A 24,798-nucleotide genomic window follows, 5' to 3' on the forward strand; every position below is an offset into this window, starting at 1 on the left:
ATGGAAGGAATTCGTGCGATTGCGCTCTCTCTTTGTGCAACGGTTGTGATCACCGCTATTTTGTTTTTGCTGCTTCCCAGCGAAAAATTCCGCGGGGTATTAAAATTTTCGGTCAGTTTGTTCTTTTTATGCGGTATTTTATCACCGTTTGTGCAGGAGGATCTTTCGTTTTCGTTTGATCTGCCGGTGTCATCACAGACAACACCCGCTGAGCAGACAACAGCGGCAGCATTTGACTATTTGATCGAACTGGTTGAAACAAACGTGGAGCAATCGCTGTATACCGCGGCAGAACAGCAGGGCTGCGATGCAGACAGGATTGAAGTGGAGGTTCATATTGAAGAGGATGGGAGCATATATATTGATCAAATCATTGCGCAGCCAAATGAACCGCAGAATGAATCCGCGCTCAAGGAATGTATTCATACGCATACAGGTGTTTTGCCGAAAATTGTTTCATACAAGGGAGAATGAGTCATATGGAGAAGATGCGGTGGCTGCAGGATGCGTCCAAGCAAAAATGGCTGGTTGGCGCAGGGATCTTATTGATGGCATTGATTGGTTTGTCGGTTTTCTTTCCGAAAACGAAAGAGGAATCGGTCGATGTCAAAAAGCAGGAAGCGGAGGTGAAAGAGGAAACCAAAGCATATGAAGAAGCACTTTGTGCGCGTGTTGAGGAGATTGTAAACTGTATCAGCGGCGTGGGGCAGTCGCATGTCAGCGTGACACTCGACAGCGGTATCGAATATGTGTATGCAGTCGAGCAGAGAACCGATACAGATACGACCAATCAATCAAACGATGTGACTTCGGAACGTGCATCAAGTGAACAAAAGCTCATTTTGGTGGATGACCAAAACGGCGGCAAAACAGCGCTTTTGCGTACCACAAAGCTTCCGAAGGTGCGGGGTGTCGTTGTTGTCTGTGACGGCGGCGCAGACCCGTTTGTTGCGGCAAATGTGACCGAGGCCGTAAAAACAGCACTTGGTATTTATTCTTCTCAGGTTTGTGTAGTCGAACGAACCGATTCAACAGTCAAAAAAGGAGTGACACAGCCATGAAGGCAAATGTAATCATTGGGAAAAAGCAAATCATTATCACATCATTGGTGCTCATTTTGGGCGCGGCGATCTATTTAAACTGGCAGTTTGCTGACGTTCCGCAGGCTGACCTGGAAACGGGTGTTTCCATTACAGAGGAGCAGAGCACCGATACACAGGAAACAGCAGGTGAAGCTTCGGGAGACGACCAAAAAGTGTTAGGCGAAGCGGCGCTTGTCAATGCGCAGACGATGTCCACGGAGGAATATTTTGCATCGGCGCGGCTGGCGCGGGACAAAGCACGGGATGAAGCAGTCGAAACCATTTCCTCCATTTTAGACGATGAAACATTGTCTGAAGTTGATAAAAAGGAAGCCAATGCAAAAGCACTCGCGATGACCGATATGATTGAAGCGGAAAGCCGGATGGAAAATCTGATTAAAGCCAAAGGATTTACAGACTGTATGGTTTATCTTTCGGAAACAGGCGCCAATGTCGTTGTCAAGAGCGAAGGGCTTACACAAAGCCAGGCAACACAGATCAAAAATATCGTCGTAAGCGAAGGCAGCGTTAAGGGAGAAAATATTTCAATCACCGAAATAAAATAGTGGTTGTGTCTTTTGTGATTTATGGTATAATAAAGACAGTACAGATGTGCTGTCTTTATTTTTATGTGAAAAAGGACGGTTCATCGGTGAATGAGTAACATGATATCCGGAGGTGCAATATGACAAAAACTACCACACCAACACAAAGCAGTCTTCATATCAGTGAAGCTGTGGTTCGTTCCATTGTGAAAGAAGCGATCAAAGAAGTGGATGGCGTTTTTGGGCTTGCAAATCTGCCGAATGCGCCGAAATCAAAAAGTATTGCTGTCTCGCTTTCGACAGACGCAGTTCAAATTGATATCGGTATTGTGCTTTTTACCGGAGGAAAGCTCAAAGATATTTGTGAGCAGATCCAACGGACGGTGAAAGATTCCGTACAGGCGATGGCGGGCGTAACAGTATCAAAGGTAAATGTCTTTGTAACAGGCGTTTGCACTGAAGCAAAACAGTGAATTGCGGCCCTCTGACAAAACACAGAGGGCTTGCTCTTTTGTTTTTTAAAAAAGGTATCAGACAATAAAGTTGAGGAGAATAACAAGTATGACAAGACACCAGATGCGCGAATCGATCTTTCTTTTGACGTTTGAACGGATTTTCAATGAAGAACCGGTCGAAACCATCATCGAAACGGCAAAAGAATGTGAAACTGTTGCAGTGGACAACCGTGTCATTGCATGGTTTGAAGACATCTGCCAAAAGCAGGAAATCATTGACGAGGAAATCAAAAAGTATCTGAAAAACTGGACAATCGCACGCATTTCAAAGGTGTCGCTGGCAGCCCTGCGTGTTGCGATGTATGAAATCTTGTTTGTGGAAGATATGGAGCTGAATGTTTCGATCAGCGAAGCTGTCAAACTGACGCAGGAATACAGCAATAAAGAGGACGTCTCCTTTGTAAACGGCGTCCTTTCAAGTGTGGCGAAAGCACGCTCATGAACGGCGCATATTTAGGAATTGACACAAGCAACTATACCACTTCCGCAGCGCTTTACGATCCTGAAAGCGGCAGCGTAATCTCAAAAAAGAAACTTTTGCCGGTAGCGCAGTCACAGTGCGGTCTGCGGCAAAGCGATGCTGTTTTTCTGCATGTAAAACAGCTCCCGGACATCATCGCGCAGCTGCGTACAGAAACCGATCTGCCAATCCGTGCGGTATGTGCTTCCTGTGCACCGCGGTCGGTGGAAGGCTCATACATGCCGGCGTTCTTGGTCGGAATGTGTGTCGGAGAATCGGTTTCGTCGCTTTTAAACGTGCCGTACTATACATGTTCGCATCAGGAAGGACACATTATGGCGGCTCTTTATTCCGCACAGGCGCTTTCTCTGCGCGCACAGCCGTTTTATGCGTTCCATGTTTCGGGCGGCACAACGGAATGCTTGTCTGTCACACCGCATGAAACCGGTTTTTGTGTCGAAAAGATTGCAGGAACGCTTGATTTGAATGCAGGACAGCTGGTCGATCGTGTCGGTGTCATGCTCGAAATGGGATTTCCATGCGGTATGGAGCTTGATCGGCTTGCGCAGTCGTATGAAGGAAAACTTCCGTCAATCCGCGTACCGATGAAAGGGGCGGACTGCCACTTTTCGGGCGCACAGAACCAATGCGAACAGCTTTTCAAAGCGGGCCATCCAAAGGAGATGGTGGCACGCTATGCGATTTCGTATATCGAAAAAGCAATTGATTCCATGACGGCAGAAGTATTAAAACAGTATGGCGACCGTCCGATTGTCTATGCGGGCGGCGTGATGTCAAATACAATCATTCGCGCAGCACTTACGAAAAAATATGGCGGCTATTTTGCCGAACCCGCATTTTCTTCGGATAACGCGGCTGGCGTTGCGCTGATTGGCGCATTGAAGGACTCTATTCATGAATGAAACAACGATTACCGTATCCGGTTTAAACCGATATTTAAAAGCGAAATTTTCTTCTGATCCGCATCTTTCTTCGATTTCGGTGCAGGGAGAGCTTTCGAATTTCAAACACCATATCAAAAGCGGCCATTTTTACTTTACACTGAAAGATGAATTCGGCTCGATTCGCGCGGTGATGTTTAAAAGCAATGCGATGCGCGTTCCGTTTACACCGGAAGACGGCATGAAAGTGATTGTACGCGGATCGGTGCAGGTGTATGAGCGCGACGGCATCTATCAGATCTACTGCGAAACGATGGTGCCTGACGGAATCGGCGCGTTATATCTGGCGTTTGAACAGCGAAAGAAAAAACTTGAGGCGGCAGGGTTATTTGATCCGGCGCACAAACGTCCGCTTCCTGTATATCCGCAGTGCATTGGTATTGTCACATCAAAGACAGGTGCAGCGCTTCAGGATATTTTAAATATTTTAAAACGGCGCTATCCGTTGGTGCGCGTGATCCTGTTTCCCGTGTTGGTGCAGGGAGAAGGCGCACCGAAGTCAATTGCCGCAGCCATCCGTGAAGCTTCCGCATGCGGACTGCTTGATGTGATGATCGTCGGGCGCGGCGGCGGTTCCATGGAGGATCTTTGGGCATTCAATGACGAGGATGTCGCATATGCGGCATATGAATCGCGTGTGCCGGTGGTTTCTGCCGTCGGACATGAAGTGGATTTTACCATTCTCGATTTCGTGGCGGACTTGCGCGCGCCGACGCCATCTGCGGCGGCAGAGCTTTGTTCACCCGATATTGAAATTCTTCGTGACCGCATCGCGTCATTAAGTGGACAGCTTGTTCGGCTGTTTGAACATCAAGCGACACAATCCGCACAGCGGCTACAGGTTGCAAAAACAAAGCTTGCGGCGCTGTCACCGGAGGAGAGAATCAAATCCGGTGCACAAACGCTTGATACTTTAAAAACACGGCTGGATATTGCGGCATCACACCGGTTTGAATCACAGACAAAACGGCTTGCCGCGGCGGCACGAACACTCGATGCCGTCAGTCCATTAAAGGTACTTGCACGCGGCTATTCCATCACGATGATGGAGCATGACGAGGTGCTGTTTAGTGCCGGCGAAGTACTGCCGGGTGCAAGAATCCGCACGATTCTTTCGGACGGAGAACTTTTTTCAATCGTACAGGAAACCAAACAGAAAGCGGTGAACACATGAGCGAGAAAAAGAACGAAATGACATTTGAACAGGCAATTTCATCGCTTGAAGCATTGGTGAAAACGCTGGAAAGCGGGGAACTGCCGCTTGAGGATGCAATGCGCCAATACGAACAAGGTGTAAAGCTTGCGGCGTATTGTTCCAAAAAATTAAACGAAGCAAAGCTTAAAATAGAGGAGCTGAAACAGCCGCATGATGAAGCAGGAGTATAAAAACAGGCTGCAAACAATTGCTGACAATGTGACAAACCGAATAGATGTACTGCTTTCGCAAACCGACGCGCCATATGATGAACTCAAACGCGCGATGGCGTACTCTGTGAACGCAGGGGGAAAACGGATTCGTGCAGTGCTTGCCGCAGAATGTGCACGTTTATTCGGTGCATCCAATGAAATCTGCATCGAAATCGGGTGTGCTGTCGAAATGGTGCATACGTATAGCTTGATTCACGATGATCTGCCGTGTATGGACGACGATGATCTGCGCCGCGGAAAACCCTCGTGTCACAAGGCGTTCGGCGAGGCGACCGCTTTGCTTGCCGGTGATGCACTGCTGACACTGGCATTTGCCGTGATTGCGCGGATGCCGAAAACTGTTTCTGCCAATCCGGCGAATTGTCTGCGCGCAGCGGAATTTTTAGCGGTTTGTTCGGGAATGGACGGTATGATCGGCGGACAGGTGATGGATCTGGACAACGAAGAAAATGCCGCTGTTTCCCCGGAAATTCTCACACAAACGAATGCACTCAAAACGGCTGCACTTTTGTCGGCCGCGTGTCAGATGGGCGCAGCTGTTGCAGGCGCATCCGAGGAAATGATTGATTGTTTGGGCGAATACGGCTATCACCTGGGACTTGCTTTTCAGATTATTGACGATATTTTGGATGTCACCTCGACAGAAGAGGAACTCGGAAAGCCGATTGGCAGTGATATCGAAAATCAAAAAACAACATTTGTCACGCTTTTGTCGTTAGATGGTGCAAAAGCGCTGGCACAAACGCATACACAAAAAGCGGCAGAACTTCTTAAACAATTGCCGGACCCATCATTTTTGGTGGAACTGACACAGGATCTTTTAAACCGACGCACATAAGACAGCAGGAGGATGACATGGAGAGTATCAAAGAATTATTTTCAAACTATGTGCTGAATGTTGCACTGCTTGCATGGTTTTTGGCACAAACCTCTAAGACAATCCTCAATTTTTTTAAAACGAAAAAGTTGAACATGGAGCGCATGGTTGGTGCCGGCGGAATGCCGAGTGCACACTCGGCGTCTGTGTGTTCGCTCACGATGGCGATTGCAAAAAGCCAGGGATTTGCGTCTCCGTTGTTTGCAATTTCCTTTCTGCTTGCCGCAATCGTCATGTATGATGCAATGGGCGTGCGGCGTGCCGCAGGCGAACACGCAAAGGTCATCAATATGATCGTTCGCCGCGATTCCACCGGAATTACGTACAAGCCAAAGAAAAACGGCGAGCTCAAAGAATATTTGGGACATACCCCGTTTGAGGTGCTGGGCGGTGCATTGCTTGGCATTTTGGTGGCACTTGTTGTTCCGATGGTATAAAATGATGCAAACCACACAGGAGGAAGTATGACAGAACCGATTCTTGATCAAATCAATTCCCCAAAAGATTTAAAAAAACTTACCGATCAGCAGCTTTTTGCACTTTGCCAGGAAGTCCGGAAGTTTCTTGTGTCATCGGTCAGTCGTACAGGCGGGCATCTTGCCTCCAATCTCGGTGTCGTTGAACTGACGGTGATGCTTCATCGTTTGTTTGACTCTCCGCACGATCATATTGTATTTGATGTCGGACATCAAAGCTACACACACAAATTGCTGACCGGAAGAAAAGATGCGTTCAGCAAACTCCGGAAAACAGACGGATTGTCCGGTTTTCCGCGCCCGGCGGAAAGTGTGCATGATGCGTTCATCGCAGGACATGCCTCAAACTCTGTATCGGCAGCGCTGGGCATTGCACAGGCCGCACGGCTCAAAGGCGATGATTCCTATACGATTGCGGTCATCGGTGACGGTGCGCTCACCGGCGGTGAAGCGTATGAAGCGCTCAATAATGCCGGCCGAAGCAACACACGGCTGATCGTCATTCTCAATCATAACGACATGTCCATTTCGAAAAACGTGGGTGCGTTTGCGAAATATCTTTCGTCACTGCGTTCAAGCCGGCGGTATCTGCGGATGAAACGTCATGTGGAGTCCGTTTTGCTGCATACACCACTCATCGGAAAACCGATTCATCGATGGCTTCGCCGTTCGAAATCGATTGTTCGGCGCGTTGTGTATCCGTCCACCTTTTTTGAAGATATGGGATTTCACTATTTAGGACCGATTGACGGACATAGCCTTTCGGATTTGTCATCGGCGCTTTCCCGCGCAAAGGAGCTTGCAGCACCGGTCGTGGTGCAGATTGAAACAATCAAAGGCAAAGGATATTTGTCCGCGGAAGAGAATCCGGGCGAATATCATGCCGTTTCGCCGTCTGCTTCCACAGGAGAAAACTATTCGGAAGTTGCAGGACGGTTTCTTTGCGAACTTGCCGATCAAAATGATAAGATCTGCGCGATTACCGCAGCGATGAAATACGGCACAGGACTCCAGCACTTTGCCGCCGTGCACAGAGAACGTTTTTTTGACGTGGGCATCGCAGAGGAACATGCTGTCACGTTTGCAGGCGGACTTGCCGCAAATGGAATGATTCCTGTTTTTTGCGTGTACTCAAGTTTTTTGCAGCGTGGTTACGATCAGGTGATTCACGACTTGGCAATCGATAACCGTCACGTTGTGCTGTGTGTGGATCGTGCCGGATTGGTTGGCGAAGACGGTGAAACGCATCAAGGCGTTTTTGACGCCGCATATTTGTCACAGATTCCGAATATGACGCTGTATTCTCCCGAGGGATACGAGGAACTCCGTCTTTGTTTAAAGCAGGCAGTGGAAACGGAAACGGGACTTGTTGCAGTGCGCTATCCGCGCGGCGGAGAAAACCGTGCGCACACGCTGTCGCCTGATTGCAATTTCCAATTTGTAAAGGACGGAACAGATACGCTTCTTATCTCCTATGGACGGAGCTTTTCGGAATGTGTCAAAGCAAAAGCACAGGCACAGTCGGATGCATCGCTCTTAAAACTGACAAAAATTGCGCCGATTGATCACCAGGCAGTCAAAACGGCGATGGCGTTTCGTCGTATTGTCTTTGTCGAAGAGGGTATTTACACCGGCTCAATCGCACAGCAGTTTTCGAGTATGCTGCTTGAGCAAGGATATCACGGAACGATGGAAATTTTGGCGATTCGCGGGGAATTTGTTGCGCATGGCGCAGTGAAAGACCTGCTCGCTTCGTTGAATCTCGACGCAGATGGGATTGTCAAAGCATTAAAACAGGAGGAAACACCGAATGAGTGAGAAAAAGCGGTTGGATGTGCTGCTTGTTGAGCGCGGATTTGCGCCAAGCCGTGAAAAAGCGCGCGCGTTGATTATGGCAGGTGACGTGGTGGTCGACGGTGAACGCTGTGACAAGGCGGGTATGAATATTTGTGAAGATGCAGAAATTCGTTTGAAAGAAAGCGCACAAATGAAATATGTGAGCCGCGGCGGATTAAAGCTTGAGAAAGCCATGGATTTATATGCGCTTGATTTGACCGGAAAAATCTGTATGGATATCGGTGCATCAACCGGCGGATTTACAGACTGCATGCTGCAAAACGGTGCGCAGAAGGTGTTTGCAGTCGATGTCGGATACGGTCAGCTTGCGTGGAGTTTGCGTACTGATGAGCGTGTTGTCAACATGGAACGCACCAATATTCGTCATGTAACGGCTGAGCAAATCGGATGTTCGCTTGATTTTGCTTCGGTCGATGTCTCGTTTATCTCGCTGACATTGGTGCTGCCGGTGCTGTATTCGCTTCTCAATGAAAACGGCACGGCGCTGCTGCTCGTAAAACCGCAGTTTGAAGCAGGAAAAGGCAAAGTCGGCAAAAAAGGCGTTGTACGTGATATTGCCGTACATCGTGAAGTCTGCCAGAAAATTTATGATTTTCTGCATACATTGCCGATGTCTTTGATCGGTGCGACTTTTTCACCGATCAAAGGTCCGCAGGGCAACATTGAATACCTGTTTTACATTAAAAAAGCGGCAGGAGAGGATTGCCTCGATGCACAGGCGCTTGATGAAATGGTCAACAGCTCCCATGAAATCTTGAACGAAGGACGGTGACCTTTTGTGAAGGTTTTTTTGATTCCGAATCTGGAAAAAGCCAATGCCGTTTCGTGCACGATCAAGGCTGCCGCGATTTTGGATGCATACGGTGTAGCAACGATGATGGAGGACCGATATCACGGCGTTTTTTTAAATCTTCAGACCGTGTTTTCTTCATTTGACACGTGTGCAAGCGAATGTGATCTGTTTTTGTCAGTCGGCGGCGACGGTACTATGATTCAAAGCGCCAAACAGGCTGTTCTGTTCGACAAACCGATTCTCGGCATCAACGCAGGACGGCTCGGCTTTATGGCGGGACTTGAAGCAGACGAGCTTTCTCTGTTATCAAAGCTTGTGACAGGCGAATATCGCACGCAAAAACGTATGATGCTCGACTGCGTACATCATACAAAACAGGGCGACACCTCTTACCTTGCACTCAATGATATTGTCGTGTCAAACGGCGGACTTTCCCGCATGGTTGATATCAGCGTAAGCTGTGCGAATGCCGGACCGATCTCCTACCGTGCGGACGGTGTCATTTTGTCTACACCAACCGGCTCAACTGCTTATGCCTTAAGTGCAGGCGGACCGCTGATTGATCCGTCGGTGGACAGTATCGGACTGACTGCGATTTGTCCGCATTCTTTAATGACACGGCCTGCCGTATTTTCACCGGATACGGTATTGATTGTCCGTCCTTCTCCGATCAATCGAAACAGTGTCTATCTGACTGTGGACGGAAACGAAGGCGAAGAGCTCTTGACGGGAGATTATATTGAAGTAAAACGGAGCGAACGGGTCGTGAAACTCATTTCACTCAAAGATACCGGTTTTTATGAAACGCTTCGAAAAAAATTTGGAATAGAATGACGGAGGGATTGCGTTGAAGCTAAAACGACAAGAGATGATTTTAAAGCTGATTAGCGAGCAGCGCATCTCCACGCAGGAAGGTTTGCAGGACAAACTGCGGGAGTGTGGGTTTGAGGTGACGCAAGCCACCGTTTCGCGCGATATCAAAAACTTGGATTTGATTAAGGTGATGTCGCCGGACGGCGGCTATTGCTATGCGCAAAAACAGCCGGAATCCGGTCGATTTGCAGCAAAATACCGTGCGATTTTTGTGGAGGCTGTCGTCAGTGTCGATTACGGACAAAATATTACATCGATCAAATGCCACACCGGTATGGGTAATGCGGCATGCGCGGCACTTGATATGATGGAATTTCCGGGCATTGTCGGAACACTTGCGGGTGATGATACTGTTTTCATTTTAATGAAAGACACCGAACAGGCCATTCGGCTGACGGAACAGATCAATGAAATGTTAGGCAGGTAACGGCACATGCTTTGTGAACTGTTTATTGAAAATCTTGCCGTTATTGAGCAGACATCCATTCAGTTAAGCGATGGATTAAACGTATTCACAGGTGAGACCGGTGCAGGAAAATCGATTGTGATTGATGCGCTTGGTGCTGTTTTGGGCAAACGAACCACAAGAGAGCTTGTTCGGCACGGTGCACCGCGCGCACAGATTACTGCTCGTTTTTCACAGCCGTCGGATGCTATCAAACAAAAACTTTCGGATGCAGGTATTTTGATTGAAGACGAAGACCTGATTATTTCGCGGGAAATTGCTGCGGATGGCAAAAGCACGGCGCGCATGATGGGCCGTCCGGTGACGATTTCGCTTTTGCGGGAAGTAGGAGACCTGCTGATTCATATTCACGGTCAGCATGACAGCCATGTACTTTTGGCACCGGAAAATCATCTGCGCATTCTCGATGATTTTGGTGATTACGGCGCACTGCTCTCTGCGTATACAGAACAATATCGTTTAGTACTTTCGCTCAAACGTGAAATGAAACGGCTGACGATGAACGCGCAGGAAAAACAGCATCAAATTTCGCTTTTGACAGAAACTGTGCAGGAGATTGAAGAAGCTGCATTGACGCCGAATGAGGACGAACAGCTTGAGCAGCTGCGCACCGAGATGCGAGCGAGTGAAAAAATCGCCAATGCACTGAATCAGGCATATACACTCATCAGCGGGGAAGGCGGTGCTGCGGAACTTGCATCGCGTGCTTCTCATGCGATGGAATCGGCGGCAGAGCTTTCACTTCGTACAGCGGAACTGTACGATCAAGTAGAACCCGCGGCAGAAACACTCTCCGCACTGGGTGAGTCGATCGGCGAACTGCTCGAATCGATGTCATTTTATCCGGGACAGCTTGAGGAAGTGGAGGATCGGATCGATTTGATTCGGCGGCTCAAGCGGAAATATGATGTCGAATCTGTAGAAGCGCTTCTGCAAAAAAAGGAAAACGCCGCAAAACGTTTATCGGAAATGGAATCTTCCGATGAAATGTTATTGGAGATCAGCCAAAAGGCTTCGCAGGAATATCCGAAATTATTAAAACTTGCTGAAGAGTTAAGCGCAGCGCGCAGTAAAGCCGCTGATCGGTTCGTTGCTACGGTGTTGGAAGAGCTTGTATTTTTGGATATGCCGAATGTGCGGCTTGCGGTGGATTTAAAAACAGGAAAACCGGGTGCACATGGGCGCGACAGCGCGGAATTTTTGATTTCCACCAACGTCGGCGAACCGCCCAAGCCGATTGCGCGGATTGCATCCGGCGGCGAACTGTCACGCATTATGCTGGCGATCAAAAATACGCTGGCAGACCGCGACAAGATTCCGACATTGATTTTTGATGAAATCGATACCGGTGTCAGCGGACGTGCCGCGCAGAAAATCGGATTGAAATTAAAGCAGGCATCGAAAAACAGACAGGTACTGTCTGTGACACATTCTGCGCAGATTGCCGCACTTGCAGATCACCAGTATTTAATTCGCAAAGAAACAGACGGCACACGCACCTTCACAAACGTGCATGAGCTTTCGGATGATGCGCGGATTGAAGAAGTTGCACGCATCATGTCGACCGATCAAATCACAGATCTGATGCGTTCCACTGCGGCGCAGATGATTGAGCAAGGCAAAAAAACACCTTGACAAACAGAATGTTACACCGTATACTATGATAAGAACAGCATTGATAAGAACAAGTAGCCATTTGCTTTTTCATACAGAGAGGATCCGGGTGGTGCAAGGATTTTGACGGGCAGATGTGTGAATACCTCTTTGAGCTGCGGGGAAAAAACACAATGGTTGGAGTAAGCCTCGCCGGGTGCGCCCGTTATTGCGTCAGTCTTTCGCTTTTTGGCGGCAGACGCTGAGGCCGTGTTTGTGAAAACACGGTAAACTGAGGTGGTAACGCGAAATATTCGCCCTCTGTCCTTTGATGGACGGAGGGCTTTTTTATTGCTCTTTGTCCGGATATCATACTAAATAACAAATGAAGGAAAGGAACAAACGCAAATGACAGTATTTGAAGAACTCAAACGCCGCGGCTTGATTGCGCAGGCAACCCATGAAGATTTGATTGAAGAACTTTTGAATCGTGAACCGGTCACATTTTACATTGGATTTGACGCAACAGCAGACAGTCTGCACGTCGGTCACTTTTTGCAGCTGGTCGTCATGAAACACATGCAGAATGCAGGACACCGTCCGATCGCACTGCTTGGCACAGGTACTACAATGATCGGCGACCCGACCGGTAAAACCGATATGCGCAAAATGCTCACAGAAGAAGAAATCGACCACAACGCAGAATGCTTCAGAAAACAGATGAGCCGATTCATTGACTTTTCTGACGGAAAAGCAATCATCGCACGAAACGGTGACTGGCTCAAGCACATGAACTACATTGAATTCCTGCGTGATGTCGGCGTACATTTCTCGGTCAATAAAATGCTCACCGCAGAATGCTTTAAAAGCCGCTTAGAGCGCGGACTGAGCTTCCTTGAATTTAACTACATGCTGATGCAGAGCTATGACTTTTTACATTTGAACCGCGAATTCGGCTGTAAGCTGGAGCTCGGCGGCGACGATCAGTGGAGCAATATTTTGGGCGGCGTGGATTTGGTACGCCGTGTCAATGATGAACAGGTATTCGGTATGACCTTCACATTGCTGACGACAAAAGAAGGCAAGAAGATGGGTAAAACCGAAAAAGGCGCACTGTGGCTTGATCCGGAGAAAACTTCTCCGTACGAGTTCTTCCAGTACTGGAGAAATGTTGCCGATGATGACGTCATCCGCTGCATGAAGCTTATCACATTCATTCCGATTGAAGAAATCGAGGCACTGGAGCATTTGAGCGGCCACGAGCTGAACCCGGTGAAAGAACGTCTGGCATTCGAAGTTACCAAAATGGTACACGGTGAGGAAGAGGCACAGAAAGCGCTGGATGCGGCAAGATCGCTGTTTACAAACAAAGCAGACAGTGCAGATATGCCGTCCACTACATTATGTGAAGCAGATGTACCGGCAGAGGGCATCGGTGTGCTGACACTGCTTGTAAAAGCAGGACTTGCACCGTCGAATGGTGAAGCAAGACGCCTGGTGCAGGGCGGCGGCATTTCGATTGACGATCAGAAAGTTTCCGATCCGAAACAAACCGTCGACGCACAGACACTTAAAAACGGTATTATCATCAAAAAAGGCAAGAAAGTGTACCATAAAGTAACACTCGGCTGATTTGATTGAATCTCATATGAAAAAAATAAATAGGAAGAACAAAAAAATTTGTTCTTCCTATTTATTTTTGCGTCAAAATTGCTATAATAAAAGAAGAAATCATATTTTATTAAAAGAGGTGCAAATGCAATGGATAAAACACAAATGCAGGAACGCTTAAATTTCTTGGTTGAAAAGATTTCACGTCAGGCAGATGAAGTCAAAGATTCTGCAAAACGTCAATACGAATTGTCCGCAATGAAAGCGAAAGTGATCAAACTTCAGCTTTCACTGAAAAAAGATTTCGAAGAAGCCGGCCGCTATATCTACCTGCAGTGCGCAGAAGAGGATACAGAAGTTGCATCCGAATATGCAGATTGCGTGATGGAAGTATTTTCGGAAATTGATGCGAAAATCTCCATGATCAATGAACTGCGTCAGCGAATTGAGGGAAACGACGTCACACCGATGGAGGAAGTGTTCCCGATTGACTTTTTTGAAGAAGAAGAGGACGCGGACGAGCAGGAAGAAGACAAGAAAGAAGAGAACCTTGAATGAGAGCACGCTTTCTTTCGGTTCTTTCATTTGTCGCCGGTATCTTGTTCTGTTTTGGTGCAGTGATTGTATTGCTGAATGGATTCGGCGCACAAAGTGTTGTCATCGCAGTCAGCGCACTTGTATCTTTATTTGCAAGCGCGTGTTTTCTGGTGCAGTATTTCTTTGCAAAAGGAGAGATTCTGCGCGGCGGATGGACAGTTTGGTCAATTGCATTGTATGCGGTTACAGGCGTTTTGCTGTTTGGCTGCATATCTTCGCCATTGATGCGTGCAGCTGACCTTATTGCTGCGTTTTCCGTCTTTTTGGGCATTAACCGGATTTCTGCCTTTTTACAGCTGAAAAAGCAATCAAGCCAGAAAAATTGGGCTTCTCTGCTGCTTGGTGTACTGAGTGCACTCGCCGGAGGTATTTATTTTTTCCTGCCGGTCTTTGCAGGATATTTGCTCGATTTCTTTATCGCATTGTTTTTGATTCTGGAAGGAATTTATTGCGGGTCGATCTGGCTTTTTGCAGAGCGTGAGAAAAATGCGTAAATGCATTTTTATATGATTGAGAAGAAGATAAAAAAAGGGGATTATTGACATGGCAATTTCCAAAGAAAAACCATTTGTCGGCTTTCATACACGACTTGCCGACCATCAGGCAGTTGGAAAATTTATCGATCTGATCGAAAATGATCTGGCGCCGCTTGAATTTAACGCTGTGATTGTGGAATTAAACCCGGGATATACATACCGCTGTTTCCCGGAATATTCGACAGGCACTGTCACTTATGAGGATTTACAGCGGATCGCTGCTGTCTGCCGTGAACATGGAATAAAACCGATTCCGCTTGTACAGTGTTTAAGCCATCAGTCGGATTTCGGCGGCGGACCGTGGCCGCTTCTGCGGGATCATCCGGAATTTTCGGAGACAAAACGCCTGCCTGACGATGCGGAATGGCCGGATATTTATGTGTACAGCTGGTGCGCATCCAACGATAAAATCTATGATTATGTATTCCCGATGATGGATGAAATCATCGAAGCGTTTGATGCGGATGTTGTCCATGTCGGCATGGATGAGGTGTTTGACATTGGTGAAGAAACCTGTGAACGCTGTGCCGGAAAAGATAAAGCTGCATTGTTTGCACGCACGGTTAAAATTCTGCACGATCACTTGGCTGAAAAGGGCATTGAAATGATGATGTGGGGTGACCGGCTGCTGGATGCCAAAAAGCTTGGCTATAACATGTGGGAAGCGGACCGTTTCGGCACCTATCCTGCATTTGACCGCACCGATGAAGTTACACGTGACATCATTATTACTGACTGGCATTATGAGCGTACTGCTTTTGATTTTCCGTCGATTGAACAGTTTATGAAAGGCGGATTCACCGTTTTGCCTTCACTGGGCTGTGATGTTGCGCAGTGCAAAGATTTTTGGAAATACTGCCTTGAATACATTTATCTCGGAAAGAAAAATCATTGGCCAGGACGCGTCGGCGGTATTTTGTTTACACAGTGGACACCGCTTACCTGCGAAATTATTGAACGGATTCAAGCGGGAATGCGTGGTACCGCAGGCGAATACACCGGACCGTTCGATCCGGCAAAAGTCGGTGAAACAATCGTTGAAATTGAACCGCGCGCAAAATATTTAAGAAAATGAGTATTTTTTTATTTCTCTGTGCATTTTCTGCACAGAGAAATTTTTTGCCCTCAACAAGAACAAATGTTTTATTTTTGCTTGACAAACCGTTATAAGCGGCGTATAATAATCTCAAAAGAAACGAACGTTTGTTTTAAAAGGAGGCATTGTGTATGGAGATTTTATTAGCTGGTGTTCTGGCGATTTATATTATTCTTGAGCTTTGCAAAAAAGTGGATGCACGTGATCAAATGGAGCAGTGCCAAAAGGAAAAACAGCATCGATCACCGGTATGTGAAAAGAAACCGCAATTTGTCATGTATTCTCGTTGTCCGTTGCCGCATACACCGGATTCTGCGGCATAAAAAAAGCACAGAAAACAATTTGTTTTTCTGTGCAGGATATTTTTACAGCTGACAAACACGATAAGGTGTTCCGCTTTCCAAGTCTTTAAATGTAACGGTATCATCTTCAAGAATGATATAGCTGTGGAGGCTTGATTCTTTTGGGATAGACACGGAACCGGGATTGATGTAGGTGATTCCGTTTGCCTGTTCAAACGCAGGAACATGCGTGTGACCATGGAGCAGCACATCTCCCTCGCAAAGCGGCGGAAGATTCGAAAGGTTGAATACATGTCCGTGTGTCGCAAAAATGGTATGTGTCTGTGTCCACAAAAGCATGCTGTCGGATAAAACAGGAAACTGCAGCACCATCTGATCCACTTCCGTGTCACAGTTTCCGCGAACACACAACAGCTTGTCTTTGTGTTCATTGAGCATTGTAATGACTTGTTTTGGTGCATATTCGAGCGGCAGATCGTTGCGTGGACCATGATACAAAATATCACCAAGCAGCACAAGGCGATCTGCGTGTTCTTTTGAAAAAGCATCTAACATCAAACGGCAGTAATGTGCGGAACCGTGAATATCCGATGCGATCATCAATTTCATAAGGAAACTCCTTTGCGCAATAGAATATTGATACTATAGCATATTTTTTGAGCTTTCGCAAGCATTTTGGAAACGATTGCAAAATGCTTGACAAATTCATTCCGTTTTAGTATAATAACATCGTTCGGGGTATGGCGCAGCTGGTAGCGCGCTTGACTGGGGGTCAAGAGGCCGCGTGTTCAAGTCACGTTACTCCGACCAGTGTGACGCTGGACCCATTTTATTTCGGGTTCAGCGTTATTTTTGTTTCTTCGGCCGATTCGCTCGACATTTTTTAGTCCTCAAAAACAAGGAAAAGCTTGGAGTCAAATGTGCTCCAAACGTTCTGTATTTTATCTAAAACACCAAAAAGAGTCCAAACGCAATTCACGTTTGGACTCTTTTTCTTTCATAAAATATATTCTTACTTATTTACAGAACTTTTCAATGTAAGCGTTGCGGCATTTTTCGATGATTTCACGTGCTGTTTCAGCACCGCAAACATCATTAACGACCGTTTCTTTCTGCTCAAGTGTTTTGTAAATCGTAAAGAAGTGGCTCATTTCACTGAAGATGTGAGAAGGAAGCTCGGAAATATCATGATAGTTATTGTATGTTGGGTCCTCAAACGGGATAGCGATAATTTTCTCATCCAGTTTTCCGGAATCGAGCATGGTAATAACACCAATCGGATAACACCGCACCAAGCTCAGCGGATGAATTTTCTCACTGCACAGAACGAGAACGTCCAGCGGATCGCCGTCGTCTGCATAGGTGCGGGGAATCAAGCCATAGTTTGCGGGATAATGTGTCGATGTGTATAAAATACGATCCAAAATGATATGTCCGGTTTCCTTATCCAATTCGTACTTGTTCTTTGATCCTTTTTCAATCTCAATGACTGCGATAAAATCATCCGGATTGATACGTGACGGACTCAAATCATGCCAAATGTTCGACATAAACAACACTCCTTTTTTGTGTTTTCCTCTTTTATGTTTCTTTTCTTCCAGTATCATTATATACGATATCAATGAAAAAAAGCAATCAAAAAACAACTGTTTTCTGATTGCTTTTTATTTTTCAGCAGAAATAGATAAGACAAGCTCGTTTGTTTTTGCGGCACATAAACATTTATCACAAAGAAAATTCCTGTGTATCGTAGAGTTCAAGTGCACGTGCCGGTTTCGGAATGCGCTTTAACGGATCATATGAAAACTTATGACACGATTCATAGGGCGGACAAACACCGCGATGTACACATAAAACGGTTTCGCCGTCGGCAGACAAGCGTCCCAATTCACAATATTGACAAGCAGGAGAAATGCTTTTTCCAAACAGCGCACATTTCATGACAACGACTTCCTTGTTTTCTTTTTTGATAATTTCATTGTAGCAGGTTTTTCTGTAAAAAACAACAACATGATTGCAAGAAATATCAGGACGATAAAAGCTGTGGGTGACGATGCAATCGATGCGGCTTCGGTAAGCGAACGGGAAAACACCTCTTCACTGCCGCTAAAAAATAACGGTGCAAGAAGCTTTAACAAGCATATACTCATTCCGCAATGAAACAATCTCGACCAAAGAAGCGGCCAAATGGAAATGTTTGTTCCTTTTAAAACAGCAGCAATTTGAACCAACACACAGATACCGCCGAATGAAGAAAACAGCGCTGCGGCAGCCAGCGGATCACGGAATAAATGTTCATCAATCAGTCTGCACCCGTTGCTGACTTCGATCATTCCGCAGATTGCTGCACAAAAAGACTGTGAAAAACCAACCTGCTCGAAAAAAGACAGCAGAATGGGCGATATTGCAGAAAACAGCAGAACGAATGCGCAAATACTTGCCATTGCGGTAATGGAACGGTGAACGCTTTGGATGAGCACGCGGGAAAACGGCAAAGATGTTCGCATTCCGGTGGAAAAACCCGATTCCGACTTTATAAAAAAGCGCGAAGCAAATGCCAGACAGACACACGAAATCGTTTCGCAAATCCAAATCAGTACGCCGATCGACGTATTTCCAAAAATAATCGTACCAATGCCTGTAATCAAAAAAGAAGGACTGCAATTTGTGCAGAAACAAAGCATTCGGGAAGCCGTTTTCTCGCAGATCGTTCGGCGTTTTGCTTCTTGTGCCAAAAGTGTCGCGCCAACCGGATACCCGCCGATCAAACTCAATAAAAAGATGCGCACAGCAGGTTTTGGAATCCGGAACAATCCTGCCAACAAAGAAAACGGACGTGCCATCGCAAATGAAAATGATGTGTCCAGCAACAGCTGCGAAAGAATTAAAAACAAAAATGTGCTCGGAATGACAAGGTCAATGCACAGTGCGACACCGTTTCGAATGCCTTCTGATAACTCCGCAGAAAAAAACAACGCCAAAAAGCAGCTCAAATATCCAATTCCAGCGAGAATTAAAAATCGAATCGTTCGTTTTATCATAAGCAGCGCCTTCTTTCTGCTTGATGTATATGCATAAACGAGAATGAATATATTGATTTGAGCAGAAAGGGGATGCCATATGGGAAAAAAACAGGCAATGAAGCGGCTGATTGATTCAACGAAGCAAGCGGCTGAATCAAATACGGTGATAGAGCTTCTCGGTTTTCGCACGGTGCAAATCGAAGGCGTTTTGGATATATTGACGTTTTCAGAAGATCTCGTACGTCTTCTTACAATCTCCGGAGAACTTTCGTTGTTTGGGAATCACTTTGTTCTGACATCACTTTCAGACGACTGTTTGATTTTTTCAGGAGAGATTCAGTCATTGGAATGTGAAAGGAGTACGCGCAAATGATCATTAAGCTGCTGCGTTATCTCAGAGGAAGCGTAACATTTGAGGCAGAAAGTGCGCTTTCACAGCGCTTGATTGCAGCCTGTGCCAAAAAGGGTATTTCAATTTACAGCATTACACCAACCGTCACCGGATTTCGTGCACAGTGCGGACCAAAAGCATTTGTGCGTGTTTTGGAGTGCGCCAAAGTATGCAATGTTCCGATTCAAAAAATCAGTGAATCCGGCGGCTATTTTTTCATAAAAAAACATCGTTGGCGCGCTGTATTGGTGGCAGCTGTTCTTGCCGCAGTGTCAGGACTATATCTTTCGCAGTGCTTTGTGTTTCGGATTGATATCGAGGGAAATCAGCAAGTCACCGATGAAGCGATTCGAACGGTTTTAAATGAAGTCGGAATCGATACATTCACATTTATTCCCGGAACCGATTTTAAAATGGTACGCGAACAGGTGCTTTTAAAGCTGCCTTCGCTGAGTTGGATGACAGTCAATCCGCACGGATGCCGATTGGAAGTTGTCGTTGCTGAGCGGCGAATTGCAGATATTGAAGATCAGGATGAACCGTGTGACATTCGTGCCGCATACGACGGTGTCATTCGTGAGATGGAACTGTACGCCGGGAGTGCAGCAACGTCCGCAGGACATACCGTCGAAAAAGGAGAAATTCTCGTTCACGGACATTACTACACAAAAAATAACGAAGAAATTTTAACTCACGCAAAAGCAAAAATTATCGCCGAGGTGTGGTTTGAGCGAACACTTCGCATTGATTTGCAGCAGCTTTCTAAAGAATATACGGAACAATCGATCAAAGTACCGCATTTGCGTCTGTTTGACTTGCGCATCCCGCTCTCATTTGCACAAAAGCCCGAAGGCATGTCCGATACTGCATGGGAAGAACAGCCGCTTATACTGTTTGGCAGAGAGTTTCCGTTTGGGATCGATACACTGATATATCAGCCGTATGTGTTACATCCGCAGGATGACGATCTGATAAAGCGGGCACAGGAAATTCTTGAAAATCAATTTCGTCAGCTGGAAGCCACAGAGTATCAGGATTTTGCGATCATTGAAAGGGAAAGCCGGATGCATCAGACAGACCAATTTCTGGAGATGACAGTTTCTTATGTCGCGGAAACCGATATTGCAAGAAAAACGGTCGTTGAACGCCAGCCGAAACCGGAGATTCCCGCTGAATAGTGCAGTGCGCACACAAAGGAAATGCAATTCATATAATGGAATGAATCGGAAAACAAACGAATGAAAAGATGCACTATTTTAAAAAAGAGGGATTTGATCATGAACAACTTTTTTGAATGCATGAAGACAAACCGGATTGACTGTTCTACGTGCAATTGTTACGATTGCTGTCCGCCGTGTCCTACTTGCAGCTGTACCTGTACCTGTGTGGGTGTAACCGGCGCAACAGGTGCAACCGGCGTAACAGGACCGACAGGTCCGACCGGTGCAACAGGAGTAACGGGACCGACAGGTCCGACTGGTGTAACAGGCGTAACGGGACCGACAGGTCCGACCGGTGCAACAGGTGCAACCGGAGCCACGGGTCCTGCTGGTGTAACAGGCGTAACGGGACCGACAGGTCCGACCGGTGCAACAGGCGTAACGGGACCGACAGGTCCGACTGGTGCGACAGGTGTAACGGGCCCGACGGGTCCGACCGGTGCAACAGGTGCAACCGGTCCGGCTGGTGCCGCTGGAATCAGCGCAGTCACGCGAACAACCGGATTTGCAATGATGCCCGCAGTAAATGATTCTGTGATTGTTCCGGTTGAGGATTCTTCAGGATTTGCGCAGGGTCAGGTCGTGTATGCTGAAAATGCAGGTTATTTTAAGGTTGCAGGAAAGCCGTCCAGATCACAGCTTGAACTGCGCAATCTGGGACATTATGAAAATGCAATCCCTGGCACAATGATGACATTAAACTGCATGGTGGTACCGGGCGGTATGATGCCGACAGAGTAAAAGATATCCTGTAACGCGCAAGAAGCTGTGTGCATACAATGAAACGGAAGTTCTTTTGGAGGAATGAAAATCATGAATTGTTGTCAAAACATTTGGAACACAAGCGAAGCATGTGAAGCACAGATTGCTGAATCTTCACAAACAATGTTTGCATCATGCGGATGTGATGCACAGAATACAAATGATTCAGAAGAAACATTTGAATCGTGTATGATACAGGCAAACGAATGTTTCCGCCGCGCCGCAAACAATCATTCGCACAGATGTTGCGGGTGCTGCTGCGGATGCTGCTGTTATAGACGATGCTGCTGTGGATGCTGAAGCTTGGTTCTTTCGCTCTCTGAAAAGAGAGCGTACATGAAATCAAATTCAAATTTCTTTTCTCCAACTGATTTTCTCATCAAAAAAACCTGCGAAGAATAATATCTTCGCAGGTTTTTTCCGGTTTTTATATTTGTTAATTCAGTTCGATCGGTGCATCGCAATATTCGCAAAATTCTGTTGTGCCCGAAGAAATCGTTGTGTTTTTCAAATATGTTTCGATATTTGTGACACAGTTCGGGTTTTTGCAGCAATGTACAGTTTCTTTTCCGTGCAGGATCGGATCATTTGACTGAGATTCAAGCAGCGTGATGATCAGCGCCATACGTGCATACACGCCGTATCTTGCCTGTTTGAAATACAGCGCACGCGGATCTTTGTCCACTTCCATGGTGATTTCGTCCACACGCGGCAGCGGATGAAGAATTTTTAAGTCAGGACGTGCCAAATCCAATTTTTTCTGATCAAGCACATAGACGTTTTTCTGCTGTTCATACAGTTCTTCGCTTGCAAAACGTTCTTTTTGAATACGTGTCATGTACAGTACATCAAGAGAACCGATCACTTCTTCAAGTGAGTATACTTCGCGGTAAGAACAGCCGCTTGCTTCGATAATTTCTTTAAACCGAATCGGCAGCGTGAGTTCATTTGTGGAGATCAAAACGAAGGTTGTGTTCGGATAATGACAGAGTGCTTTAATGAGTGAGTGAACCGTTCTGCCGTTTTTAAGGTCACCGCAGAAACCGATAGTCATATTGTCAAGGCTGCCGCGTTCGTTCGACAGTGTAACAAGATCGGTCAGTGTCTGGGTCGGGTGAAGGTGGCCGCCGTCACCGGCATTGATGACCGGACAGCGGGAATATTGTGCACCTGCAAGCGCAGCACCCTCCACCGGATGGCGCATCGCAATAATGTCTGCATATCCGCTGACGATATGGATTGTATCAGCCAGTGTTTCACCTTTTGAAACCGAGCTGTTCATCGGATTATCGAAGCCGATTACGCTTCCGCCCAAGCGCAGCATTGCCGTTTGAAAAGACATTTGTGTTCTGGTGGATGGTTCAAAAAAGAGCGTTGCAAGAATTTTATTCTCACAGTACGAGGAATACGCCTGCGGGTCTTTGCTGATTCTTGTTGCAAGCGCAACGACGTGTTCCCATTGTTCCTTTGAGAGATCGTTTAAATCAATCACATGATTTTTTCTCATATTCTGCCTCCAATCTTTCTTATTTATTGTACCAATTTTCGACGAAAACTGCAACGGGCAATTCTTACAAAAGCGATGACCCAAATCGATACGGTTTGCATATAATATAAAATGCGAAAGGAGGAACTGTGCATGCAGTATACAAAATTGAAGCGCACACGAAAAAAACAGTGGATTTTTTATTTGATCCGATTTCTGCTGGTTGTTGCGCTGATTGTTGCGACCACCGAACTGGTATTCGGAGAAGCGGTAAAACGCACACTGTCTTATCAGGGAAAACGTGCTGCAACACTGTCGATAAGCAATGCGATTCTTCCGTTTTTAGAAAATCCGGATTATACATACGAAAAGCTCTCGAATGTCACATACGGCAATGACGGACGGATTCTTTCGATTTCACTGAATACCTCACGGCTGAACCAAATGAAAACTTTGATGGAGCAGGAGGTGACAAAAGCGCTGACCGGTGCAGATGCCGCAGTAGAAATTCCGCTCGGTACACTGCTTGGCATGACGCTTTTTTCGCAGCGCGGGCCGAATGTCGAGCTGCACACCGCTGTATACGGCGTTGTACATGCAGAATATCAAAGTGCATTCAAAAGCGCCGGCATTAACCAGACGGAACACACCATTTCCATTGTGCTGACAGCTGCCATTGAAACGTTTGTTCCGTTTTTCTCTGCATCATTTCCGATTACACAGGAATTTTTGATTGCGCAAACTGTTTTGGTTGGTGAAGTTCCGGATCAAATGCTGTCGCTTTCTGCATGAAGAAACGGTTTGACCGTTTCTTTAGAGAATGGTATAATGAAAAAGAACATCTGTATAACTGTTCGCTCTTTCGGCAATACTTTATGAGAGAAAAAAGCATGTGGAAAGAGGGCGCAGATTTTATGGATGAAGAACAACAAGAATGCACGGAAAACACCCAAGAGAGTACCTCTGATATGGATGCGATTATTCACACCGGCTCGATTACAACATACGGTCGTCATGTGATTCATTGTCTGACAATCATCGGTCAAATTGAAGGACACTATATTCTTCCGTCGCAGAACAAAACAACAAAATACGAGCATGTAATGCCGCAGCTTGTTGCAATCGAACAAGATCCCCAGATCAAAGGACTGATTATCCTCATCAATACCGTAGGCGGCGATGTGGAAGCCGGTCTGGCGATTGCAGAGCTTGTGGCGGGGATGTCAAAACCGACCGTATCGATCGTACTGGGTGGCGGACATTCCATCGGCGTGCCATTGGCAGTCAGTGCAAAACGGTCATTCATTGTGCCGTCTGCAACAATGACGATTCATCCGGTGCGTATGACAGGATTGGTGCTCGGTGTTCCGCAGACGCTTTCGTATTTTGAAAAAATGCAGGATCGGATTGTTCGATTTGTGGTGGAAAACGCCTCGATTACAGCGGATCGGTTTCGCGAACTGATGATGACGACCGGAGAACTGGTGATGGATGTCGGAACTGTGTTAAACGGCGAAGATGCTGTGAGCGAAGGCCTGATCGACCGGCTCGGCGGCCTCCATGATGCGGTGTCCTGTTTATACGAAATGATCGACGAGCAGGAGGAAAGGCAAAATGCTTTACACCGTGATTGATGAAGCAGATCTCTTTTTTTCCCCTGCACCTGCACGAAAAACAATTCGATGCGGCAGCTTGTTATTAGAAGGAACGGAAGATTCCGCCGGATTTACTGTCTGCCGGCTGATTACCACAGATTTAAACGAATATCTTCATGGAACATTTCTTCCCGGACAGACCATTCACCCGCCGCAGAAACTATAAATTGGATTTTATCACATAAAGGATTG

The 24,798-nt window shown here is 46.5% G+C and carries 31 protein-coding genes, 1 tRNA gene and 1 other annotated feature; of the genes, 27 read left to right on the forward strand and 5 right to left on the reverse strand.

Features of this window, described 5'->3' with window-relative positions; genetic code table 11:
* The 20 genes from H6A12_RS00710 (at position 1) to H6A12_RS00805 (ending at position 16,090) form a co-directional block, all read left to right on the forward strand.
* Positions 1 to 474 carry a stage III sporulation protein AF gene (locus H6A12_RS00710; protein ID WP_204443697.1) on the forward strand — a complete coding sequence of 158 codons (474 nt, stop codon included), beginning with the start codon at positions 1 to 3 and terminating at the stop codon, positions 472 to 474.
* Positions 475 to 479: 5 nt separating this feature from the next.
* The gene (locus H6A12_RS00715; protein ID WP_204443699.1) at positions 480 to 1,061 is read left to right on the forward strand and encodes a hypothetical protein; all 582 of its coding nucleotides are present in this window, start codon (positions 480 to 482) and stop codon (positions 1,059 to 1,061) included.
* Positions 1,058 to 1,648 carry a SpoIIIAH-like family protein gene (locus H6A12_RS00720; protein WP_204443701.1) on the forward strand — a complete coding sequence of 197 codons (591 nt, stop codon included), beginning with the start codon at positions 1,058 to 1,060 and terminating at the stop codon, positions 1,646 to 1,648. The genes H6A12_RS00715 and H6A12_RS00720 overlap by 4 nt, the downstream gene beginning before the upstream one ends.
* 119 nt (positions 1,649 to 1,767) lie before the next feature.
* Positions 1,768 to 2,100 carry an Asp23/Gls24 family envelope stress response protein gene (locus tag H6A12_RS00725; RefSeq protein WP_204443703.1) on the forward strand — a complete coding sequence of 111 codons (333 nt, stop codon included), beginning with the start codon at positions 1,768 to 1,770 and terminating at the stop codon, positions 2,098 to 2,100.
* Positions 2,101 to 2,188: 88 nt separating this feature from the next.
* Positions 2,189 to 2,584 (forward strand): transcription antitermination factor NusB, encoded by a 396-nt coding sequence (nusB, locus tag H6A12_RS00730; protein WP_204443705.1) that lies wholly within the window; start codon positions 2,189 to 2,191, stop codon positions 2,582 to 2,584.
* Positions 2,581 to 3,525, forward strand: a complete 945-nt coding sequence (locus H6A12_RS00735) for a peptidase M22 (RefSeq protein ID WP_204443707.1) — start codon at positions 2,581 to 2,583, stop codon at positions 3,523 to 3,525. The genes nusB and H6A12_RS00735 overlap by 4 nt, the downstream gene beginning before the upstream one ends.
* Complete coding sequence (gene xseA, locus H6A12_RS00740) at positions 3,518 to 4,738, forward strand: exodeoxyribonuclease VII large subunit (protein WP_204443709.1); 1,221 nt, start codon at positions 3,518 to 3,520, stop codon at positions 4,736 to 4,738. The genes H6A12_RS00735 and xseA overlap by 8 nt, the downstream gene beginning before the upstream one ends.
* Positions 4,735 to 4,950, forward strand: coding sequence for an exodeoxyribonuclease VII small subunit (xseB, locus tag H6A12_RS00745; RefSeq protein ID WP_243415241.1), 216 nt, complete (start codon positions 4,735 to 4,737; stop codon positions 4,948 to 4,950). Before xseA ends, xseB begins: the two co-directional genes overlap by 4 nt.
* The gene (locus H6A12_RS00750) at positions 4,931 to 5,830 is read left to right on the forward strand and encodes a polyprenyl synthetase family protein (protein WP_204443711.1); all 900 of its coding nucleotides are present in this window, start codon (positions 4,931 to 4,933) and stop codon (positions 5,828 to 5,830) included. The genes xseB and H6A12_RS00750 overlap by 20 nt, the downstream gene beginning before the upstream one ends.
* Before the next feature lie 17 nt (positions 5,831 to 5,847).
* Positions 5,848 to 6,306, forward strand: a complete 459-nt coding sequence (locus H6A12_RS00755) for a divergent PAP2 family protein (protein ID WP_204443713.1) — start codon at positions 5,848 to 5,850, stop codon at positions 6,304 to 6,306.
* A gap of 27 nt (positions 6,307 to 6,333) precedes the next feature.
* The gene (gene dxs, locus H6A12_RS00760; RefSeq protein WP_204443715.1) at positions 6,334 to 8,163 is read left to right on the forward strand and encodes a 1-deoxy-D-xylulose-5-phosphate synthase; all 1,830 of its coding nucleotides are present in this window, start codon (positions 6,334 to 6,336) and stop codon (positions 8,161 to 8,163) included.
* Positions 8,156 to 8,974, forward strand: coding sequence for a TlyA family RNA methyltransferase (locus tag H6A12_RS00765; protein WP_204443717.1), 819 nt, complete (start codon positions 8,156 to 8,158; stop codon positions 8,972 to 8,974). Before dxs ends, H6A12_RS00765 begins: the two co-directional genes overlap by 8 nt.
* Before the next feature lie 6 nt (positions 8,975 to 8,980).
* The gene (locus H6A12_RS00770; protein ID WP_204443719.1) at positions 8,981 to 9,829 is read left to right on the forward strand and encodes an NAD(+)/NADH kinase; all 849 of its coding nucleotides are present in this window, start codon (positions 8,981 to 8,983) and stop codon (positions 9,827 to 9,829) included.
* A 13-nt stretch (positions 9,830 to 9,842) separates the two neighbouring features.
* Positions 9,843 to 10,295 carry an arginine repressor gene (locus H6A12_RS00775; RefSeq protein WP_204443721.1) on the forward strand — a complete coding sequence of 151 codons (453 nt, stop codon included), beginning with the start codon at positions 9,843 to 9,845 and terminating at the stop codon, positions 10,293 to 10,295.
* Positions 10,296 to 10,301: 6 nt separating this feature from the next.
* A complete protein-coding gene (recN, locus tag H6A12_RS00780) occupies positions 10,302 to 11,969 on the forward strand; it encodes a DNA repair protein RecN (RefSeq protein WP_204443724.1) in 1,668 nt (555 codons plus the stop codon).
* Positions 11,970 to 12,000: 31 nt separating this feature from the next.
* Positions 12,001 to 12,252 (forward strand) — a binding site (T-box leader).
* An 83-nt stretch (positions 12,253 to 12,335) separates the two neighbouring features.
* Positions 12,336 to 13,559, forward strand: a complete 1,224-nt coding sequence (tyrS, locus tag H6A12_RS00785) for a tyrosine--tRNA ligase (RefSeq protein ID WP_204443726.1) — start codon at positions 12,336 to 12,338, stop codon at positions 13,557 to 13,559.
* 129 nt (positions 13,560 to 13,688) lie between these two features.
* On the forward strand, positions 13,689 to 14,096 hold the full coding sequence (locus H6A12_RS00790) for a hypothetical protein (RefSeq protein ID WP_204443729.1): 408 nt from the start codon (positions 13,689 to 13,691) through the stop codon (positions 14,094 to 14,096).
* A complete protein-coding gene (locus H6A12_RS00795; RefSeq protein ID WP_204443730.1) occupies positions 14,093 to 14,629 on the forward strand; it encodes a DUF308 domain-containing protein in 537 nt (178 codons plus the stop codon). The genes H6A12_RS00790 and H6A12_RS00795 overlap by 4 nt, the downstream gene beginning before the upstream one ends.
* Before the next feature lie 49 nt (positions 14,630 to 14,678).
* The gene (locus H6A12_RS00800) at positions 14,679 to 15,746 is read left to right on the forward strand and encodes a family 20 glycosylhydrolase (protein WP_204443732.1); all 1,068 of its coding nucleotides are present in this window, start codon (positions 14,679 to 14,681) and stop codon (positions 15,744 to 15,746) included.
* 152 nt (positions 15,747 to 15,898) lie between these two features.
* Positions 15,899 to 16,090 (forward strand): hypothetical protein, encoded by a 192-nt coding sequence (locus H6A12_RS00805; protein WP_204443734.1) that lies wholly within the window; start codon positions 15,899 to 15,901, stop codon positions 16,088 to 16,090.
* Between the two features lie 42 nt (positions 16,091 to 16,132).
* On the opposite strand, the gene yfcE is transcribed toward H6A12_RS00805, so the two are convergent.
* The gene (gene yfcE, locus H6A12_RS00810) at positions 16,133 to 16,678 is read right to left on the reverse strand and encodes a phosphodiesterase (RefSeq protein WP_204443736.1); all 546 of its coding nucleotides are present in this window, start codon (positions 16,676 to 16,678) and stop codon (positions 16,133 to 16,135) included.
* 125 nt (positions 16,679 to 16,803) lie between these two features.
* Here yfcE and H6A12_RS00815 point away from each other — a divergent pair.
* Positions 16,804 to 16,879 (forward strand) — tRNA-Pro (locus H6A12_RS00815).
* A 206-nt stretch (positions 16,880 to 17,085) separates the two neighbouring features.
* Here the strand turns inward: H6A12_RS00815 and H6A12_RS00820 are convergent.
* The 3 genes from H6A12_RS00820 to H6A12_RS00830 form a co-directional block, all read right to left on the reverse strand.
* Complete coding sequence (locus H6A12_RS00820; RefSeq protein ID WP_204443738.1) at positions 17,086 to 17,619, reverse strand: inorganic diphosphatase; 534 nt, start codon at positions 17,617 to 17,619, stop codon at positions 17,086 to 17,088.
* 175 nt (positions 17,620 to 17,794) lie between these two features.
* Positions 17,795 to 18,010, reverse strand: coding sequence for a hypothetical protein (locus H6A12_RS00825; protein WP_204443740.1), 216 nt, complete (start codon positions 18,008 to 18,010; stop codon positions 17,795 to 17,797).
* Positions 18,007 to 19,110 carry a hypothetical protein gene (locus H6A12_RS00830; protein WP_204443749.1) on the reverse strand — a complete coding sequence of 368 codons (1,104 nt, stop codon included), beginning with the start codon at positions 19,108 to 19,110 and terminating at the stop codon, positions 18,007 to 18,009. Before H6A12_RS00830 ends, H6A12_RS00825 begins: the two co-directional genes overlap by 4 nt.
* 79 nt (positions 19,111 to 19,189) lie before the next feature.
* Between H6A12_RS00830 and H6A12_RS00835 the strand changes: the two genes are divergently transcribed.
* From H6A12_RS00835 to H6A12_RS13560, 3 genes are all read left to right on the forward strand, one after another.
* Entirely contained in the window at positions 19,190 to 19,465 is a 276-nt protein-coding gene (locus H6A12_RS00835; RefSeq protein ID WP_204443751.1) for a YabP/YqfC family sporulation protein, read from the forward strand.
* Positions 19,462 to 20,661 (forward strand): sporulation protein YqfD, encoded by a 1,200-nt coding sequence (locus tag H6A12_RS00840; RefSeq protein ID WP_204443753.1) that lies wholly within the window; start codon positions 19,462 to 19,464, stop codon positions 20,659 to 20,661. Before H6A12_RS00835 ends, H6A12_RS00840 begins: the two co-directional genes overlap by 4 nt.
* 99 nt (positions 20,662 to 20,760) lie before the next feature.
* On the forward strand, positions 20,761 to 21,444 hold the full coding sequence (locus H6A12_RS13560; RefSeq protein ID WP_275955273.1) for a hypothetical protein: 684 nt from the start codon (positions 20,761 to 20,763) through the stop codon (positions 21,442 to 21,444).
* Positions 21,445 to 21,901: 457 nt separating this feature from the next.
* Here H6A12_RS13560 and pyrB read toward each other — a convergent pair whose 3' ends face one another.
* Positions 21,902 to 22,972, reverse strand: coding sequence for an aspartate carbamoyltransferase (gene pyrB / locus H6A12_RS00850; protein ID WP_204443757.1), 1,071 nt, complete (start codon positions 22,970 to 22,972; stop codon positions 21,902 to 21,904).
* A 132-nt stretch (positions 22,973 to 23,104) separates the two neighbouring features.
* Here pyrB and yunB point away from each other — a divergent pair, with 132 nt between their 5' ends.
* The 3 genes from yunB (at position 23,105) to H6A12_RS00865 (ending at position 24,772) form a co-directional block, all read left to right on the forward strand.
* A complete protein-coding gene (yunB, locus tag H6A12_RS00855) occupies positions 23,105 to 23,743 on the forward strand; it encodes a sporulation protein YunB (protein WP_204443764.1) in 639 nt (212 codons plus the stop codon).
* Between the two features lie 122 nt (positions 23,744 to 23,865).
* Entirely contained in the window at positions 23,866 to 24,585 is a 720-nt protein-coding gene (locus H6A12_RS00860; RefSeq protein ID WP_204443766.1) for an ATP-dependent Clp protease proteolytic subunit, read from the forward strand.
* Entirely contained in the window at positions 24,566 to 24,772 is a 207-nt protein-coding gene (locus H6A12_RS00865; protein ID WP_204443768.1) for a YlzJ-like family protein, read from the forward strand. Before H6A12_RS00860 ends, H6A12_RS00865 begins: the two co-directional genes overlap by 20 nt.
* The last annotated feature ends 26 nt before the right edge of the window (positions 24,773 to 24,798 follow it).

This window comes from Merdimmobilis hominis (assembly GCF_016901855.1).
In the GTDB taxonomy this organism is placed as follows: domain Bacteria; phylum Bacillota; class Clostridia; order Oscillospirales; family Ruminococcaceae; genus Paludihabitans.

Bases quoted from the DNA above. Each gene is read 5' to 3' on its own strand.
- H6A12_RS00710 (WP_204443697.1), top strand. From the start codon at position 1: ATGGAAGGAATTCGTGCGATTGCGCTCTCTCTTTGTGCAACGGTTGTG.
- H6A12_RS00860 (WP_204443766.1), top strand. From the start codon at position 23,866: ATGGATGAAGAACAACAAGAATGCACGGAAAACACCCAAGAGAGTACC.
- dxs (WP_204443715.1), top strand. From the start codon at position 6,334: ATGACAGAACCGATTCTTGATCAAATCAATTCCCCAAAAGATTTAAAA.
- yfcE (WP_204443736.1), bottom strand. From the start codon at position 16,678: ATGAAATTGATGATCGCATCGGATATTCACGGTTCCGCACATTACTGC.
- H6A12_RS00800 (WP_204443732.1), top strand. From the start codon at position 14,679: ATGGCAATTTCCAAAGAAAAACCATTTGTCGGCTTTCATACACGACTT.
- H6A12_RS00755 (WP_204443713.1), top strand. From the start codon at position 5,848: ATGGAGAGTATCAAAGAATTATTTTCAAACTATGTGCTGAATGTTGCA.
- nusB (WP_204443705.1), top strand. From the start codon at position 2,189: ATGACAAGACACCAGATGCGCGAATCGATCTTTCTTTTGACGTTTGAA.
- pyrB (WP_204443757.1), bottom strand. From the start codon at position 22,972: ATGAGAAAAAATCATGTGATTGATTTAAACGATCTCTCAAAGGAACAA.
- H6A12_RS00725 (WP_204443703.1), top strand. From the start codon at position 1,768: ATGACAAAAACTACCACACCAACACAAAGCAGTCTTCATATCAGTGAA.
- H6A12_RS00720 (WP_204443701.1), top strand. From the start codon at position 1,058: ATGAAGGCAAATGTAATCATTGGGAAAAAGCAAATCATTATCACATCA.
- yunB (WP_204443764.1), top strand. From the start codon at position 23,105: ATGCAGTATACAAAATTGAAGCGCACACGAAAAAAACAGTGGATTTTT.
- H6A12_RS13560 (WP_275955273.1), top strand. From the start codon at position 20,761: ATGAACAACTTTTTTGAATGCATGAAGACAAACCGGATTGACTGTTCT.
- H6A12_RS00825 (WP_204443740.1), bottom strand. From the start codon at position 18,010: ATGAAATGTGCGCTGTTTGGAAAAAGCATTTCTCCTGCTTGTCAATAT.
- H6A12_RS00835 (WP_204443751.1), top strand. From the start codon at position 19,190: ATGGGAAAAAAACAGGCAATGAAGCGGCTGATTGATTCAACGAAGCAA.
- H6A12_RS00820 (WP_204443738.1), bottom strand. From the start codon at position 17,619: ATGTCGAACATTTGGCATGATTTGAGTCCGTCACGTATCAATCCGGAT.
- H6A12_RS00750 (WP_204443711.1), top strand. From the start codon at position 4,931: ATGATGAAGCAGGAGTATAAAAACAGGCTGCAAACAATTGCTGACAAT.
- xseB (WP_243415241.1), top strand. From the start codon at position 4,735: ATGAGCGAGAAAAAGAACGAAATGACATTTGAACAGGCAATTTCATCG.
- H6A12_RS00805 (WP_204443734.1), top strand. From the start codon at position 15,899: ATGGAGATTTTATTAGCTGGTGTTCTGGCGATTTATATTATTCTTGAG.
- H6A12_RS00865 (WP_204443768.1), top strand. From the start codon at position 24,566: ATGCTTTACACCGTGATTGATGAAGCAGATCTCTTTTTTTCCCCTGCA.
- recN (WP_204443724.1), top strand. From the start codon at position 10,302: ATGCTTTGTGAACTGTTTATTGAAAATCTTGCCGTTATTGAGCAGACA.
- H6A12_RS00765 (WP_204443717.1), top strand. From the start codon at position 8,156: ATGAGTGAGAAAAAGCGGTTGGATGTGCTGCTTGTTGAGCGCGGATTT.
- H6A12_RS00795 (WP_204443730.1), top strand. From the start codon at position 14,093: ATGAGAGCACGCTTTCTTTCGGTTCTTTCATTTGTCGCCGGTATCTTG.
- H6A12_RS00715 (WP_204443699.1), top strand. From the start codon at position 480: ATGGAGAAGATGCGGTGGCTGCAGGATGCGTCCAAGCAAAAATGGCTG.
- tyrS (WP_204443726.1), top strand. From the start codon at position 12,336: ATGACAGTATTTGAAGAACTCAAACGCCGCGGCTTGATTGCGCAGGCA.
- xseA (WP_204443709.1), top strand. From the start codon at position 3,518: ATGAATGAAACAACGATTACCGTATCCGGTTTAAACCGATATTTAAAA.
- H6A12_RS00735 (WP_204443707.1), top strand. From the start codon at position 2,581: ATGAACGGCGCATATTTAGGAATTGACACAAGCAACTATACCACTTCC.
- H6A12_RS00830 (WP_204443749.1), bottom strand. From the start codon at position 19,110: ATGATAAAACGAACGATTCGATTTTTAATTCTCGCTGGAATTGGATAT.
- H6A12_RS00840 (WP_204443753.1), top strand. From the start codon at position 19,462: ATGATCATTAAGCTGCTGCGTTATCTCAGAGGAAGCGTAACATTTGAG.
- H6A12_RS00790 (WP_204443729.1), top strand. From the start codon at position 13,689: ATGGATAAAACACAAATGCAGGAACGCTTAAATTTCTTGGTTGAAAAG.